The sequence below is a fragment of the Virgibacillus dokdonensis genome, assembly GCF_900166595.1.
GTDB lineage: Bacteria > Bacillota > Bacilli > Bacillales > Amphibacillaceae > Virgibacillus > Virgibacillus dokdonensis.
In genome coordinates, this window is the sequence record NZ_LT745763.1 from 3,893,078 (window position 1) to 3,909,530 (window position 16,453).

Consider the following 16,453-nt stretch of genomic DNA (forward strand, 5'->3'; position numbering starts at 1 on the left):
GTTATGTTATAAAACACAAGCCACCAATTTTATGCTTTCTTATCTTATAACCAAACAACGAGCAACCACATTGTACATGGCTGCTCGTTGCTATTTTATAGTTTATGAAACTTCTTTTCCACTTACATTATTTTTATATCAACTTTCATCTGAAATCATCGGTATAAGTGCAACTTCCTCACCTACATGATATTGTTCTAGTATTGGAGCATGAGCAATAATTACCTGTCCATTTACTTCAATGGAGTAATGATATTCTTTGCCTTGAAATTGCTTTGTTTTAATCGTACCCGTTAATTCGTTAGCAATTTTTGGCGATAACTTCAATTGCTCTGGCCTTAAAATATACATTTGCTCCCTTTTTAACGCTTCTGCTATTCCCCAATCTTTCCAAGTTACCTTTCCTTGCTGTAGCTGAAAGACATCTTTTTTCCATTCACCTGTAAATATATTTGCTTTTCCAACAAATTTTGCTACAAAAGGCGTTTCAGGATGATAGTAGATTTCTTCTGGTGTCCCTATTTGTTCTATTTTCCCTTTATTCATCACAACAATTCGGTCCGCCATCGCTAACGCTTCGCCTTGATCGTGTGTAACGTAAACAATAGAAGCTTTTGTTAAAGCATGAAGACGTTGAATTTCACGACGCATATCCATACGTAGCTCGGCATCTAAATTGCTCAGCGGTTCATCCATTAGTAATAACTTAGGTTTGGGGGCAATTGCCCGTGCCAGTGAGACACGTTGTTTTTGCCCACCTGATAATTCTCCAGGCATGCGATCGGCAAATTCTTTTAAATTCACAGTTTCTAACACCTCTAAAATACGTTTTTCCTTAGCAGATGTAACTGCTTGATCAGCAAACCTGTGATGATCAAGCGGAAACGCAATATGCTCCTTCACATTCATGTGCGGCCATAAAGCAAAAGACTGAAAAACCATACTCACATTCCGCTTTTCTGGGGCAACCACCTTTTTTGCATTAGCTACTTCTGTACCCGCTAATGAAATTGTGCCATCTGTTGGTGAGTCAAAACCTGCCAATAATCGCAACAACGTCGTTTTTCCACAACCCGAAGGTCCTAAAATGGCAAGGAATTCCCCATCTTTTATTGATAAGTTAATATGATGAAGTGCTTGAAAACCATCAAAGCTTTTCTTTAGATTTTTGACTACGGTACTCATTTTCGCTTATCCACCTTTCTGTTCCAGCTATACTGAACAGCAAATAGTAACAAATATCCCATAATAATTAGCCCAACAATAATTGTGGAGAAGGCTGTTGCATATAAAGAATATCCAGATTGCTGAAAACTCAAAATCGACACCCCTATCGTCTCAGATGTAGACGAGTATAATATAGAAGAAACAGTTAATTCTGCTAATGCATTCAGAAATACAAGCAGCGCTCCCCCTAAAACACCTGGAGTAATTAACGGAATAAGCACCTTTTTCCATTTACCAAATCCATTCGTTCCACTTATTCGCGCAGCTTCTTCCACTTCTATATTTACTTGTTGAAAGGCGGTAACACTACTTCTAATCTGTAAAATAAGAAACCGCGTCATGTATGCAATATAAAGGATGAGCGCAGAACCATAAATCCCTGGGTTCCAACCAGGTAAAGGCTCCATCCATGCGAAAATCATCGCTAAGGCTAGTACCATTCCTGGTAATGCGTATGGAATAGTAATAGCTGTTTCCATTATTTTTGTCGTTGCACCTGAATTACGGACGCGCTTGTAAGCAAATGCAGTGCCAACGACAATCCCTACTACGGCTGTGACACCTGCTAGTTGAATACTATTTATAATAGCCTCCAACGTGGAATTACTGGTTAAAATATAGGCATAATTTTTCCAAGAAAAATTCTCCCATGCAAAATCCAATCCATAGGCACGCAAAAACGATAGCAGCCCCATTGAAATAAGAGGAAAAATACTCGTTACCGCAAAAAACAGCCAAATCACGATCTCTACGATTGGTCGCTTTTTCCCCAAATCATATCTAGGAGAATGATCGACGCTGCTTGTCTCCACTTGCTTGGACTTTCGCAAAACAAGCCATTGAAAAAATAATCCTACGACGGCAACAACGCCTAAAATCATGGAAAGAACGGCCGCACGTTGAAATGCGGAAGTACCAAAGCCGATTACTTGCTGATAAATATATGTAGATAAGACTGGAATATCTGCTGGTGTTCCAAGAAATGCAGGTATACCAAAATTATCTAAACTTCCTAAAAAAGCAATAAATGAGCCGCCAACAATTCCTGGCAACGCCATGGGAAGAATAATTTTTCTAAAAGCTTTCCACCGGGATGAGCCTGAAATTTGTGCGGCTAATTCCATTTCTCGTGGTATTTTCCGAAACACATGGACAGAAAACAAATACACTAATGGAAAATGACTAATCGCCATAACAAAAATGATGCCTGACATACTATATAAATCCCACGATATTGCGGGAAGAGATACATAGGTTAACATTCGTTCCATTAATCCACCAGGTCCAAAGAATTGCACCCATGCTAAAGATGTAATATAGGAAGGTATAATGAAAGGCAAAAACACAAAAAGCTGCACAAGCTTTTTCCAACGAATATTTGTATACGCCACAATCCAAGCAAAAGCTGTTCCTAAGATAAAAGCAATTGCCGTCGACAGCACTACAATAATCATCGTATTTTGTAAAACTTCCCATGTCCTTGGCTCTCGTAATATATCCTTGTAAAATTGAAGCGTTATTCCTTGATCAGATGAAAAGCTCTTCCATATTAATCGAACGATAGGAACGATGAAAAAGATAACTACTACGATTAGTCCGATCGTTTTCGTTGATAGTTGAAATAGGTTTGTAGGGGACGCTTGGTGCTGCGTTCCCCTATTATTTGTTTGCGACTTTCCTAGCAATCTTCTCAATACAATCACCTACAATTGGATAACCTTAGTTAGAAAACAATTGATCGAATTGTTCCTTATCGGCTGTACGATTTTCATACAATTCTTGCACAGGAGCAGATATAGCTTTAATCTCTTCAATTGATTTTAAGCCTTCTGGTGGTTCAATGCCTTCACGAATAGGCGTGTAACCAATTTCTGCCTGCATTTTTTGTCCATCTTCAGATAAAATAAAATCAACAAATGCTTTTGCCGCTTCTTCTTGATCCGTATCTGCCATAATGCCTACAGGTTCCGTAATTACCGGCACTCCTTCATCTGGATATACTAGCTAGCTGCTCGCGCTGCTAAATAATCTACAACCATTCCATATGTTTTTTGCCCAGAAGAAACGTTTTCCATTACTGCCCCATTTCCTTCTGTAATCATTGGGGTATTTGCTTGTATTTTCTCATAAAATTCCCAACCAAACGCATCATTACGAGTTAAAACACTTAAATTATATGCAGCAGCGCCAGAATATAACGGGCTTGGCATCACTACTTGCTCTTTCGCTGCTTCAGAAGTCATTGCGTCCCATGAAGTCGGCATTTCACTCACATTACCTGTATGGACGACTAAACCTGTAGCCATAATTTTTGTTCCTGTATACATACCATCTGCATCAACAAATTCATCTGCAATATCTTCTGCTTCTTTTGATTGATAAGACATAAGCAGCTCTTCTTGCTTCAAACCTTCAAATGTTACTGCATCTGCAACTAATAACACATCTGCTTGTACTTCTCCTGCTTCTTTTTCCGCTTTGATTTTACTTACTACTTCTTCTGTGCCCGAACGGAAGATGTTAACTTTTACATCTGGGTGTTTTTCATTAAACGCACCTACTAATTTTTCTGCGTCTACATCTGGTTGAGAAGTGTAAAATTCCACTTCTCCACGAATGGTATTCTCTGCGTCTGATGTTTCTTCTTTTTTATCGCCACAAGCTGCTAAAAATAGCAAGACCAATGCAAAAACAATAACCATTACTTTTTTCATTTACTTTACCTCCTTAAAATATTGAAACCAACGAGTAAGTTGATCAATTCTCCTTTTCTTTGTGTGTACTAACTCAATAGGGGAAATGGTAATAAACCCTTGCCGCAGCAGATCATAATCGGTCCCTTCATTAAGCTCTAATTCATGGTAATTATCTTTTAACCAGTAGTATATTTGACCATGTGGATCATTTAACCCCGTAAAGTTATATCGAGAGACGGTTAAATCCATTGGCACAACGCGCACTCCTTTACACAACTCTTTCGATGTATAAGGAAGATTTACATTTAACATCAAATTTTTCGGGATCTTATTTTGAATAATAACCTCTGCAACTTGATAGAATAATTGTTTAACAACGTCGAATTTTATTTTTCTACTATCAAATGTCTCCAACGATACAGATATCGAAGGAACTTGGTATAACATCGCTTCTTGTGCAGCAGCAATCGTTCCTGAGTAATATAAATCTCTTCCAACGTTAGGGCCAATATTAATTCCAGAAAATACGATATCTGGCTCGCCTTCTAACACATCCATCCCAAGCTTTACACAATCTGCAGGCGATCCATTGACTGCATAGGCTTCTGCCGTAGAAGAGAAGTCTACTTTTTTTAAATTTAATGGTTGACGTAATGTGATTTTATGACTATAGGCACTCTTTTCCGTGTCTGGACAAATTACGGTTACCTTACCAAAATGGGAAAGCAACTCAGCTAACGCCTTCACACCAGGTGCAAAAATGCCATCATCATTTGTAATTAATATGTTCAAGCATCTATCTTCCTTTCAAGCCAGTGATGATGATTCAAATACGCTATATGTTGTTTTAAAAATGCTAATTCCTTTGTTGTATCCATTCCTTCTAACACAATCGGTTTATCTAGCTTACTAAAATAAGTTAGAACCCGATGTAGCTCCACGCTCCCTTTTCCAAGCGGAACATGATATTGCGTTTTCGTAGAATCGCTTAAATGAATGCTATTCACATGTTGAAGATGTTCAAAATAGTTAATGGGATCATCCTGTAAAGGGACATGGGCGATATCTAAGGTAACGCAAAGCTCTCCATTTAACTTCGCTTGAAACTGTGTCATTTGTTCTGGATATGTCAACATTTCTTTTGGAATAACTTCCATTAATTCTTGAGATAAAGTAACCTGCTTCTCTTTTGCGTAATCTAAAAGCAATTGCGTGTTGGTTACTAAATTCTCCTGATGACATGCGGTCAAATAATTTTTAACGGTATATTTTCCAGGGTGAAATGTCATGTGCAAAGCACCTAATTTCGCAGCCAGATCAATCGATTTTTTCAACTCTACGATGGACTGCTGCTGAATACCCTGATTAAGCGAACAAATATTTAAATCCCAACTAGCAGCATGTAATGTGATATCCACTTGCTCCGCTTTAGCAGTTTCTCTTATATCCTCCGGACTAGCTTGATGATAATACATATGCTCTGCCCACATTTCTACTCCAATACACCCATATTGTTTAGCAATGTGTATCACTTCCTGTGGATGAAAACTCCAGCATAAGGATGAAGAAATATAAAATGTACTCAAGATTCTTCAGCTCGCTTTATCCAGTAGTTTTTTGAATCCGTGTCTAATTGCACACTTCCAATGGCAATCTCCTTCTTCTTTCTAGCGCTTGTTCCGTGATAGTCCGATCCGCCTGAAACGAGTAACCCATATTGCTTCGTAACTTCTAGCCAATAGACACTATCCTCATCAGAGTGCTCGGAGTGATAAACCTCAATTCCATCTAATCCATACGACAGTAATCGTTGCAAAGGAACGGACGAACGATAAATAGCTGGATGTGCTAAAAATGCTTTCCCTCCACATTCATGCACTAATTGAATGGCTTTCTCTGCAGAAAAAGCAACACGTTCCACAAATGCGGGTTTCCCTTTTTTTAACAGTGCTTGATAAGCATCATCTGCAGTAGGAAAATAACCTTGTCTTACGAGCTCTGCTGCAATATGCGTTCGTACAATCACATCGCCAGGTACATGTCGCCTAACATCTGCTAAGGAGATCGCATATCCTAGATTGTTTAATTGAGAAACGATTTTGGCAGCCCAGTTATTACGCTGTTTTGTCCTCCAATAGATGTGCTCTGTCATTTTAGGATGTTGCGGATCGAAGCAATAACCTAAAATATGCAATTCACCGTCGATACCATCCGTATTAAGCTCTATTCCTGGCACCAATGATATTCCTACATGCTCGGCTTCAGGCAAAGCAGTATGATACGCTCCGATGGCGTCATGATCCGTTATCGACAAAATTCGCACCCCTTTTGCACTCGCCTCCTTAACGATTTCTTTTGGAGTTAAAGCACCATCTGAAAAGGTGGAATGTATATGTAGCTCTGTCTTCATCTAATTCCCTCCCTCGTTTAATGCCTACTTTAAGTATAGTTAACAATTATGAAGGAAGATTAAAGGTGAAATTAAATAACAGCTACATTTTTGTAAATAAAAGTTAACATTCCATTATTTAACCTAAATAATGGAATGATCTTCGCAGCGCTTGCCTGCTGGATTTTTTGCCTTTATTCTAAATTGGCGATTTTTACTATTAAATGAATGTAAATTTTTTACTCGAAATTAATATTACTATCTTTTTTGTGCTTTGAATGTAAATGGAATGTAAATATTAAAATGAGGTTGTAAACATGACAAAGTATGCCCTATTGTAGGAAAGTAAAGAGAGACGATTGATGAAGAAAACACATGTAACTCATGCGAACCTCACTGATTCTAAAGAAGTTTTATTCCTAGATAGGAATAAAACCCTAACACAAAAAGCGCATGGATGTTGTCCACGTACATGATCTGCGCCCTGTCAAGTAGACAGTTAAAAAATAAAAAATTATGCCACAGTCTGGCGCCGGTATTCTAATGGTGCTAGGCTGTTTAATCTCTTTTGGTATCGTTCCTCATTATAAAATGTAATATACTTATCAATATCTTTTTCTAGCTCCTCAAAGTTCTTGTAATTCTTTAAGTCATAGCTTTCACATTTAAAATGACCAAAGAAGCTTTCAATTGGTGCGTTATCAATACAATTACCTACACGTGACATACTACGTTTCATCCCAGCTTCTGCCGTAAGATAACGATATTCCTTTGATGTGTATTGTGAACCACGATCGCTGTGAATTAAAGGGGCTGCATCGGGATTTGCCTTTATAGCTTCTTTTAGCGTGTTCATAACCAAAGGATTGTCATTATAGCGCCCAACCTGATAGGCGACAATCGAACCGTCATAAAGATCTTTAATAGCACTTAAATAAGCCTTGTTACCAAAGCCATACGTCATATGCGTAATATCCGTTACCCACTTCTCATTCGGATTCTCCGCAGTAAATTCACGATTCAAAATGTTTTCTTCAATATTGATATAGCTTGTCTTTGTGGAATAGCCATTCGAGCGACGAATATGCGATTTTAAGCCCATTTGAATCATTAAGCGTCTAATTCTTTTCTCGTCATATTGTTTCTTATATTTGCGATTGATCACCATAGTTATTCGACGATAGCCGAAGTTACCGTTATACTTTCTGAATTCCTCTTTCACTTTTTTCATGAGCCACTCATTTTCCCTTTGTCCTTCTGTAGGTTCATGTTTCAACCATTTATAGTATCCAGATCGGGATACATCTAAAATTTCACAGAGTAATAGAATGGGTATTGTTGTCTCCTTGTGATAGTCATGAATCGCTTGAAATTTAGCTAGATGTTTACCTAGTCGCGCTGTCCCATCCCCCTTTCGATTTCCTTCAACTTTTTTAATAAGCCATTCTCCGCCTCTAAATACTGATTACGGTGTTCCAATTCTTTAATACGAAGTTGTAATTTCTCCTCTTCGGTAAAGCTAGCCTTTGTTTCTAGTGTTTTTCCACGACGATCCTGAAGACCCTGTTTCCCATCTTTTTCATATTTACGCAGCCAGCTATATACTTGTTGATAAGAAACGTTATACTTTTTAGCCACCTCATGATAATTGCGCTCGTTCGCAATCGTATATTGCACAATTTCAATGCGTTCTTGAAGTGTGGTTTTACGCCCTTTTGTCATGGTTTCTCTTCCTTTACTAGTAGATTTTATCTCTTTCCCACTAGTATACTGGTTTATCCATTGACGTAAAACCGAATTAGATGAAATATTAAACTTCTCACAAGTCATTCTCAGACTGCCTTCTCCATTTAGATAAAATTCAACAGCTTCCCTTTTCAGTTCGCCGGAATACTTCTTCCATGTCCTCGCTTCCTTTAAACCATCCACCCCATCTGCTTCGTATTTACGCACCCATGAGTTAATCGTAGTACGGTCAACAGCGTATTCTTTAGCAATCGTACTGACAGACGCCATCCCCTCAATCACACGTAATACCGCCTCGATTCTTTCATCTAACGTATGTTTACTTCTTCTTTTAGACATAGAAAATGCCCCCAATATCGTAGTAAAGAGTTTTTATTATTTCTCTGTCTACCATAGTGGGAGCATATCACAACATCCATGCGCTTTTATCATTTCATTTCATTTATATATTTGATGTCACTAACCACTGCTCCATGCGGATAGGGATGTAACGCGAGTGGTTTTATCCCTGCTTTTTCCCAGGCTGCTAATACAGCCTCCGCAGCTTGGTTAGAAGGCATAAAAGCAATGCCACAATCGCCTCCACCAGCTCCAGAAGGCTTCCCTGAACCTCCAAATTGTTCCGCTATATCACAGAGTGTCGTTAATAACGGTGTTTCAATAGCAACATTTGCATCCCGTCCAACAGCTGCTAGCGCGTGGCGATTTTCTTTTATCCCTTGAAGCAATAACTGCGGGTTGTTCTGCTTCATTCCTGCCAACACATTCGCAACTGCCTGCTCACTATGCCTAATAAAGCTAGTAAATCTTTTAGAATTGGTTGTCTTTAACTTTAAAATTTGCTCCACCAGTTTTTTGGTAGAAGCTGGTTTTCCTGTCCAACCGATACAAACATGAACAGAATCCGGCAATGAAATGGGCTCCAAAGAAGCATACTTCCAATCTCGATGAATGAGTTCCGTTAATGTTTGTGATTCCTCGTACGCTTGCCGAAGCCATTCCGCCTGAAATGAGGAATAGTTTAGGAAACCACCATAAGAAGAAGCAGCGACATCGGCTCCCGAACCGTTACCTTGCGTTACAACATGAGCGATCGCTGCTAATTGATAAATGAGCTTTGCTTCTGGTTTCTTAGGCATAAACTTATTTAAAATGGCGGAAATAACAGATGTAGAGACAGCAGCGCTTGAACCTAAGCCATATTTCACCCCTGATTCATCATCAAGTTCGCTTTTGATCGTTAATTCAAAAGGGGGTATCGCAATATGCTGTTCATTTAAATAGTTACATGCCGTTGTCATAGATGTTTGAACAAATGTCGTTCTTTTATCTTTAGAATAAAGTTCAACTTTATCCCCATTATATTCCCAACCTATATTTTGTAATTGGAAATCCATTAAATGTAAATCGTTTGTTGCACTATCTTTTATCGTTGCATAAACAAAACGATCTACAGCCATTACAACTAATTGTTGATACGGCTGTAGTACAGCAAACTCCCCCGCAACCATTAACTTTCCGGGGGTTTTAATTATCATAGATGATTGTGGCAATAGATTCAGCCCCTATATATACGTAATCCCTTGACCTGGTTTACTCAAACGAATATCTGTAACACCTTGTAATTCGCCCAATGTTTGCTCAATATATGCTTCATGCTCAGGTAAATAAAGCACCTTTACATTAGGGCCAGCATCAATCGTAAAATAAACAGGTATACCTTGTGAGCGCATTTCCCAAACTTTTTGCATCACTACTAGCGTCGTGTCATGCCAATATGTAAATGGGGGTTTTGCACCTAACGTCGTCGCATGCATCTTCATACAGTTTGCCTCAGCAATTTCACCGACTTGTTGAAAATCACGAGCCTTAATTCCTTGTTTTATTTCCGCTAAATCATAGGAAATACTATCCAGCCAGCCTTGAAAAAATGGTGATGTTTCAACTGTTCTACGCATTCCCGCACGACTAGAAACACTTTTTTTCGTCGCAGATAACACCACAGCCGCCACACGAATATCCCAATAATTTGCTGGAGCAATAGGTATAGCGTAAGAATCTTCTCCGTCTTCACGCATCCCCATTTCCCACTCTGCAAAACCACCATAAATAGATCTACAAGCTGACCCGGAGCCTCGACGAGTTAATCTAGAGAGCTCTTTCTCTGATAAATGTAAACCTATGGCTTTCGATCCAGCCGCTGCTAACGCGGCAAACCCAGAAGCAGAGGAGGCAAAACCAGCGGCAGTTGGCACTTCATTCACCGATGTTACATTAGCAAATAGCTGTTTACCTGCCATTTGTCTTATAATATCAAGAAATGCCGTTACCCGATTGTACTGCTCTCCGGATGCGATTTGCTCATCTAATATGAATTGATCTTGGGAAAGCGACTCATCAAATTCCACTGTCGTTGTCGTATAATAGCCATCTAAAGTAAGTGACAAACTATTATTCGTAGGTAAAATAATCGCTTCATTTCGCTTTCCCCAATATTTAATAAGGGCAATATTTGTATGCGCCTTTGCAGTTGCTTTCATGGTCATTCCCCTTCTGTTTACGCTCTTCTTAGAAAAACTTGACTACTGCCATAGTTTTTATGCTGATAAAACGCCGATACGATAATATTTTCCTATAGTGGAAATTAATGATCTTGGCTCTCTTTCAACACAAATGGCCATACTGCATGTGCGCCAAATGTTCTCAGTTTCTCCGCTAATTGTCTGGAATGAACTTCATTTTGGGCAAGGGCAATGATACAGCCACCATTACCTCCGCCTGTTAACTTAGCTCCGAGCGCGCCTTCTTGTCTGGCAAAATCGATTAAACGATTTAACCCAGTGTCGCTCACACCTAAAGCTTCCAATTCTTTTTGCGCTTCATTTAGCATATGCCCCAAGATATGCTTTCCTTTTTTCTCCAAAGCCTGTTTTGCATCATGCGTCAGTTTTCCGATTCGTTCTAGTTTACGCTGAATTCGTCTTGGCGCGGTTTTTAATAAATTTGCTACGGACTCCACTGCTAGACGCGTATCTCCTACACGACCAGAATCCGCTACAACAAAATGAAAGTCCTCACTTAAGTGAATAAAATCAATCGGGTGTTCCTTTTCATACCAGACAGGGGACTGTGATGTGATTGTCAATGTATCAATCCCTGACGGAGCCCCGTGTGCAAACGTCTCCGCTATATTCGCCAGTTGCAGTAATTCTTCATCTGTATAATCCTCATCAAAATAAGCAAATAAGGATCGGACAACGGATATCGCCACAGAAGCACTGGAACCTAACCCTTTACCAGGTGGAATCGTTGATGTAATGCGTATAATCATATCCTCACAGGCTATATTTAAATAATCCATCGTACCTTCAATGCATTTTACAATACCCTCTAATGATTCTGGTGCATCAGCAATAGAGCCATGATAGAAAGTTGTATCAATCTTGACCGGTCCTGGGAAATGTTCAACGGCAGTCTCTACACCTACCAATGGAAATGGAATAGCAATAGCCGGTTGTCCGTGTACAACTGCATGCTCTCCAATTAAAATTAGTTTACTATAAGCTACACCGATAGCTGTTTTTTCTGTGGTTGTTACTTTTTCTGCACTCATTTTATATACTCTTCCACCAGTTCTTGAGCTTTGCCAACACGGATTTCGTTTATTTCTACTAATTTTTTCGACACGATATCAATCAACTCCCCAGTAGCTCCTGCTGCTATGGCAACAGAACGAGAATGTAAAGCCATGTGGCCTTTTTGTATACCATCGGTAGCTAACGCTTTTAATGCGCCTAAATTCTGTGCGAGACCGACTGCAACAATTACCTGTGATAGCTCTTGGGCAGACGATACATGTAATATATCTAACGCAGCCTTTGCCATTGGGTGAACATTGATAGAACCCCCAACGATCCCAACAGACATCGGCAACTCCAATTCACCTACAAGATTTCCCTCTGCATCAACAGACCACGTTGTCATTGAGGTATACTGTCCATCACGAGCTGCATATGCATGCGCACCTGCTTCAACCGCACGCCAGTCATTTCCTGTTGCAATAACAACCGGATCAATCCCGTTCATAATTCCTTTGTTATGCGTAACTGCTCGATACGGATCAGACGCAGCAAATTCGTATGCGTGAATGACGCCGTCTCTTACTTCTTCGCCAGAGAAGTCACCTGTTTTCAACAAATGAGGCGGGACTGTACAAGTAGCACGAGCTAAGCACCGATCGGCTAAATTCGACAATATGCGCAAATACACCTTCCCACCAGTCAACGCTTCTACTGTTGGAGCAAGCGATTCAACCATTGTATTAATAATATTTGCTCCCATAGCATCACATGTATTAATGTATAAGTGAAGAACGAGCATTTGCTGGTAGCTCGACGTAGCGTCTTCATTAAGTATCCTTACATCGATTTCTTTTGCGCCACCACCACGTTTCACAATGCTTGGATAAGAAGCATTAGCCTGTTCAATTAATGCGTCTTCCGCGTAAAGTAGAGCAGCTTTTGCTTTGTGAAAATCTGTACATCCAACTACTTGAATTTGTCCAATCATTACTCTTTCCGTAGCTTCCGTAGTAAAGCCTCCTGCTTCACGTACAATTTTAGCAATATGACTAGCAGATGCTACAACAGATGGTTCCTCAATAACCATCGGCACTATATATTCTTTCCCATTTATAAGAAAGTTCAATCCTGTTCCTAAAGGAAGGGGAAAAGTTCCAATAACATTTTCGATCATGTTATCAGCTGTATCAAGCGGAAGAGGTTCTGGTGAAGAAAGGACATGAAAAGCTTCTTCCGTAAACGCCTCCACGTTTTTTAGCAATTCTCTTCGCTTTGTAACTGTTTGCTTATAAAAACCAGGAATTCTGGAAGTCTGCATCGCCGATCATCCTTTTATATTAATATACACAACATCATATCTTAATTTTAATGTGGGCAGGTTAGGAAAACTTGCTTATCACTAAACAATGATTAACGTAAATACTTTATTCTCCTAATAATGTAACAAAAGAAAAAAGGAAATATGTCTTAGGTTTTTAACAACCATCTTGTACATAAATTCAAACAAACGTTTGAAGAAATTACAATTTTCATTTCTCCAATGCTTTTAATTAGAATTGGTTATTACGTTATTACGTCAGACGCTAAGTAAGCTATTAGCATGCCCTCAAATATTTTACCATCTTTATGCCCTCTCGCCAATCATGCTCTACGCATAATAAATAGTATCTCTATTATATAAAATCCATATGCAATTATCCGCTAAAAAAGGATGGGCAATGAAGCATGTATATACCAGTATCTCTAGCTTCTCTATTTTCTAGCACGATCAACATTTATATAAGTTTTAACGGTTCTTTGTAAAAAGAATAACGTACGTAGAGCCTAAAACATATGAACACGTTTTTATAGATATACATTTCTATAAAAAGTATATCATGATTTTGTACATTATATTATAAATTTGATTGGTTGTAGTCTAAACAAACACATAATACCACAGTATTGTTATGAATTTAAAGTAAAACTAACCGTTGTATAATAGCAACTATGAACAACAGCATATAAAAAATATAAAAGCGCCTTATTACTAGCTATGTAGCTGTGGTTTTACCCATCCATTCTATGTATTTTTAATTATTTTGCTGGTATTTATCTAAAATGGCTTGCCTAGATGCTGAAAATTCTCTGTGTTTTAACAGAGCTATGTATAAGGAATAACAAAAAAGTTTCACATTCCATTCAATACGGTATCTTTTATGAGAGAGATGGAGTTCTACTTCTAAATCTTCAATCCAATTGCGTAATTCTATATCTTTCATACCTTTTTTAATTAAAGCTTCCATAACTTGAATGAGACGTTCGTCTTCTTCATCAATATAAGGATATTCAACCAAAACACATGTCCTTATTGCATGAAGACATGCTTTTGTTTGGTTGACGTCAAATTCAGGATGTAATACACAAGTAGCTAGCAGATCACTACCATGTCCAATGCTATGTGCCCAGCCTTTTTCTTTAACATAACCACGATAGTCCTGTTCTAATAACAAGTATTCTATACCTACATGAATGGCCTGCAATACGAGCTCACTAGATAAGTTTCTAGTTGTTGCATCCTTATATAAAATTGTAGCTATTACAAGCGCTGAAAATGAGCGAGTAAACACGCTATCTCCTATCGTTTTATCTTCTATATTAAAAAACAGGTACTGTTCACTCATGCACTTTTGTAAAATATATATTGTTTGCTCTTTCGTTACGTAATCTTTCAATATCAGTTTAACGAAACTATTGTAAATAAGATCGTCTCGTATTTCAGGATCAGTATGTCCGATGTTTTCAAGCATTTCTTCTAGTAAAGAATCTAATTGACCATCTTAGAAACGATACGTATCAGTATCCAAAAAATCCCGCATCCTATGAAGGTATGTACCCACCCTAACACCACACATATACAATATTTGTTCTTGTTTTTCCCATTCCGATTTAAATCGTTGACATAACCATATGTAGCAGATAATAATAGAAGGGTTTTTTATATTAAAAAAAACAAGGTCACTAACATGTCGCAACCTTGTTTGTAATTATGTAGGAATATGTAGATTTAAAATATTGGTGAGCCATGGAGGATTCGAACCTCCGACCCTCTGATTAAAAGTCAGATGCTCTACCAACTGAGCTAATGGCTCCTATTCATTGCATTCCAGTTATAATGTCCATTCTAGCCAATTGCTCTATTACATATAGGTTAGAAAAGTCCCTTAAAATAAAAAAATGGCTGGGCCACCAGGATTCGAACCTGGGGTACACGGGATCAAAACCCGATGCCTTACCGCTTGGCTATGGCCCAACAATTTTAAATGGTGGAGGGGGAGAGATTCGAACTCCCGAACCCTGAGGGAGCGGATTTACAGTCCGCCGCGTTTAGCCACTTCGCTACCCCTCCAATAGTATGAACACATACAATAATCTTTATTCATTTTTTTTAAGTGGTGCCGGCCAGAGGACTTGAACCCCCAACCTACTGATTACAAGTCAGTTGCTCTACCAATTGAGCTAGGCCGGCAATGGTGGAGGATGCAGGGCTCGAACCTGCGACCCCTTGCTTGTAAGGCAAGTGCTCTCCCAGCTGAGCTAATCCTCCATGGTGACCCGTACGGGATTCGAACCCGTGTTACCGCCGTGAAAGGGCGGTGTCTTAACCGCTTGACCAACGGGCCAGGATGTTTTCATCTTCCAGTTCCCTTTTCGAAACTGACGAATTTTATTATACCTAGTTCTATATCATTTGTAAAGGGAAAATGTAATTTTTTTTAATTTCTTTTTTAAACCTTGTCAAATCAGCTTTTATCTTGTCAAAATAATGCGCATAGCTAACGGTTTCTTTCAAAACGAGGATTAGGTTATAATAAAAGCATTAAAATACATGTAATGAAGCATTTAAGTGCCATGTACTATTTTCTTTGTGAAAATAATTCCTTATGATAAACTTGAGGCACTTTCATGCTCGATTAAAAAGGATATTGGAGGTACGTTAATGAGTAACTTAGTAGAAGATAAAAATATTGTCATCATGGGCGTTGCCAGCGAACGAAGCATCGCTTGGGGTGTAACGACTTCATTACATAAAGCCGGTGCAAATTTAATTTTCACATACCGTCAAGATAGATCTTACGGTAAGCTAACAAAATTGCTCGAAAAGCATAAAATTGAAGCTAAATGGATTGTCGAATGTGATGTTGCAAGTGATGAAAGTATTACAAATGCATTTGCTACTATTAAAGACAAGGTAGGAGTCATTCACGGTGTTGTGCACTCTGTAGCTTTTGCCAATCGTGATGAGTTAAAGGGAGAATACGCAAATACGTCCAGAGAAGGATTTCTATTAGCACATGAAATTAGCGCTTTTTCATTAGTTGCTGTTACAAAAGCTGCTAAAGAGCTCATGACAGAAGGTGGCAGCATCGTCACACAAACCTATCTCGGTGCAGAAAAAGTCATTCAAAATTACAATATCATGGGCGTCGCCAAAGCTTCCCTTGAAGCAAGCGTCCGTTATCTTGCTGAAGACATGGGCAAATATGATATTCGTGTCAACGCAGTTTCTGCTGGTCCTATCCGCACATTATCCGCCAAAGGGGTTTCCGGATTTAATGAAAAACAAGGGCTTATTGAAGAAAAAGCACCTCTACGAAGAAATGTAGACCAAGATCAAGTGGGAGACGCAACATTATTTTTTATGAGCGAGCTATCACGCGGCGTAACTGGAGAAGTCCTCCATGTGGATTCTGGATATCATATTATTGGTGGCTAATAGGAAATCAAAAATATGAAAAGAGCGGAGTTTTCTTCCCCGCTTCTTTTCATATCCT

12 protein-coding genes, 6 tRNA genes and 1 pseudogene are annotated in these 16,453 nt (G+C 38.8%); 1 reads left to right on the forward strand and 18 read right to left on the reverse strand.

Going from position 1 to position 16,453, the window contains the following annotated elements:
• Positions 1-138: 138 nt before the first annotated feature.
• The 18 genes and pseudogenes from B2C77_RS19605 to B2C77_RS19690 all read right to left on the reverse strand — a co-directional run bounded on the left by B2C77_RS19605 (position 139) and on the right by B2C77_RS19690 (position 15,301).
• Complete coding sequence (locus B2C77_RS19605) at positions 139-1,185, reverse strand: ABC transporter ATP-binding protein (RefSeq protein ID WP_077706578.1); 1,047 nt, start codon at positions 1,183-1,185, stop codon at positions 139-141.
• On the reverse strand, positions 1,182-2,921 hold the full coding sequence (locus B2C77_RS19610) for an ABC transporter permease (RefSeq protein ID WP_237342805.1): 1,740 nt from the start codon (positions 2,919-2,921) through the stop codon (positions 1,182-1,184). Before B2C77_RS19610 ends, B2C77_RS19605 begins: the two co-directional genes overlap by 4 nt.
• 25 nt (positions 2,922-2,946) lie before the next feature.
• A pseudogene (locus B2C77_RS19615) lies at positions 2,947-3,941 on the reverse strand (ABC transporter substrate-binding protein).
• Positions 3,942-4,715 carry a 5'/3'-nucleotidase SurE gene (surE, locus tag B2C77_RS19620; RefSeq protein WP_077706579.1) on the reverse strand — a complete coding sequence of 258 codons (774 nt, stop codon included), beginning with the start codon at positions 4,713-4,715 and terminating at the stop codon, positions 3,942-3,944.
• Positions 4,712-5,509, reverse strand: a complete 798-nt coding sequence (locus tag B2C77_RS19625) for a sugar phosphate isomerase/epimerase family protein (RefSeq protein ID WP_141130775.1) — start codon at positions 5,507-5,509, stop codon at positions 4,712-4,714. Before B2C77_RS19625 ends, surE begins: the two co-directional genes overlap by 4 nt.
• The gene (locus B2C77_RS19630) at positions 5,506-6,333 is read right to left on the reverse strand and encodes a PHP domain-containing protein (protein WP_077706581.1); all 828 of its coding nucleotides are present in this window, start codon (positions 6,331-6,333) and stop codon (positions 5,506-5,508) included. Before B2C77_RS19630 ends, B2C77_RS19625 begins: the two co-directional genes overlap by 4 nt.
• A gap of 493 nt (positions 6,334-6,826) precedes the next feature.
• Positions 6,827-8,397 (reverse strand): IS3 family transposase gene (locus tag B2C77_RS19635; RefSeq protein WP_141130726.1). Its coding sequence is split into 2 segments (ribosomal slippage): positions 6,827-7,734 and positions 7,734-8,397, totalling 1,572 coding nucleotides; the frame shifts between segments, so codons are not numbered across the junction.
• An 89-nt stretch (positions 8,398-8,486) separates the two neighbouring features.
• Positions 8,487-9,611 carry a phosphomevalonate kinase gene (locus B2C77_RS19640; RefSeq protein WP_254844010.1) on the reverse strand — a complete coding sequence of 375 codons (1,125 nt, stop codon included), beginning with the start codon at positions 9,609-9,611 and terminating at the stop codon, positions 8,487-8,489.
• Positions 9,612-9,623: 12 nt separating this feature from the next.
• Positions 9,624-10,598, reverse strand: a complete 975-nt coding sequence (mvaD, locus tag B2C77_RS19645; RefSeq protein ID WP_077706582.1) for a diphosphomevalonate decarboxylase — start codon at positions 10,596-10,598, stop codon at positions 9,624-9,626.
• 104 nt (positions 10,599-10,702) lie between these two features.
• Positions 10,703-11,671 carry a mevalonate kinase gene (mvk, locus tag B2C77_RS19650; RefSeq protein WP_077706583.1) on the reverse strand — a complete coding sequence of 323 codons (969 nt, stop codon included), beginning with the start codon at positions 11,669-11,671 and terminating at the stop codon, positions 10,703-10,705.
• Positions 11,668-12,957, reverse strand: coding sequence for a hydroxymethylglutaryl-CoA reductase, degradative (locus tag B2C77_RS19655; RefSeq protein WP_077706584.1), 1,290 nt, complete (start codon positions 12,955-12,957; stop codon positions 11,668-11,670). Before B2C77_RS19655 ends, mvk begins: the two co-directional genes overlap by 4 nt.
• A gap of 754 nt (positions 12,958-13,711) precedes the next feature.
• Positions 13,712-14,302 (reverse strand): DUF2785 domain-containing protein, encoded by a 591-nt coding sequence (locus B2C77_RS19660; protein ID WP_176087376.1) that lies wholly within the window; start codon positions 14,300-14,302, stop codon positions 13,712-13,714.
• Positions 14,303-14,694: 392 nt separating this feature from the next.
• Positions 14,695-14,770: transfer RNA gene (locus tag B2C77_RS19665), tRNA-Lys, on the reverse strand.
• 86 nt (positions 14,771-14,856) lie between these two features.
• A tRNA-Gln gene (locus B2C77_RS19670) sits at positions 14,857-14,931 on the reverse strand.
• 11 nt (positions 14,932-14,942) lie between these two features.
• A tRNA-Tyr gene (locus B2C77_RS19675) sits at positions 14,943-15,027 on the reverse strand.
• A 44-nt stretch (positions 15,028-15,071) separates the two neighbouring features.
• Positions 15,072-15,147, reverse strand: a tRNA-Thr gene (locus B2C77_RS19680).
• A gap of 2 nt (positions 15,148-15,149) precedes the next feature.
• A tRNA-Val gene (locus tag B2C77_RS19685) sits at positions 15,150-15,225 on the reverse strand.
• A 1-nt stretch (position 15,226) separates the two neighbouring features.
• Positions 15,227-15,301, reverse strand: a tRNA-Glu gene (locus tag B2C77_RS19690).
• 317 nt (positions 15,302-15,618) lie between these two features.
• On the opposite strand from B2C77_RS19690, the gene fabI reads away from it, so the two are divergent.
• Positions 15,619-16,395 (forward strand): enoyl-ACP reductase FabI, encoded by a 777-nt coding sequence (fabI, locus tag B2C77_RS19695; RefSeq protein WP_077706586.1) that lies wholly within the window; start codon positions 15,619-15,621, stop codon positions 16,393-16,395.
• The last annotated feature ends 58 nt before the right edge of the window (positions 16,396-16,453 follow it).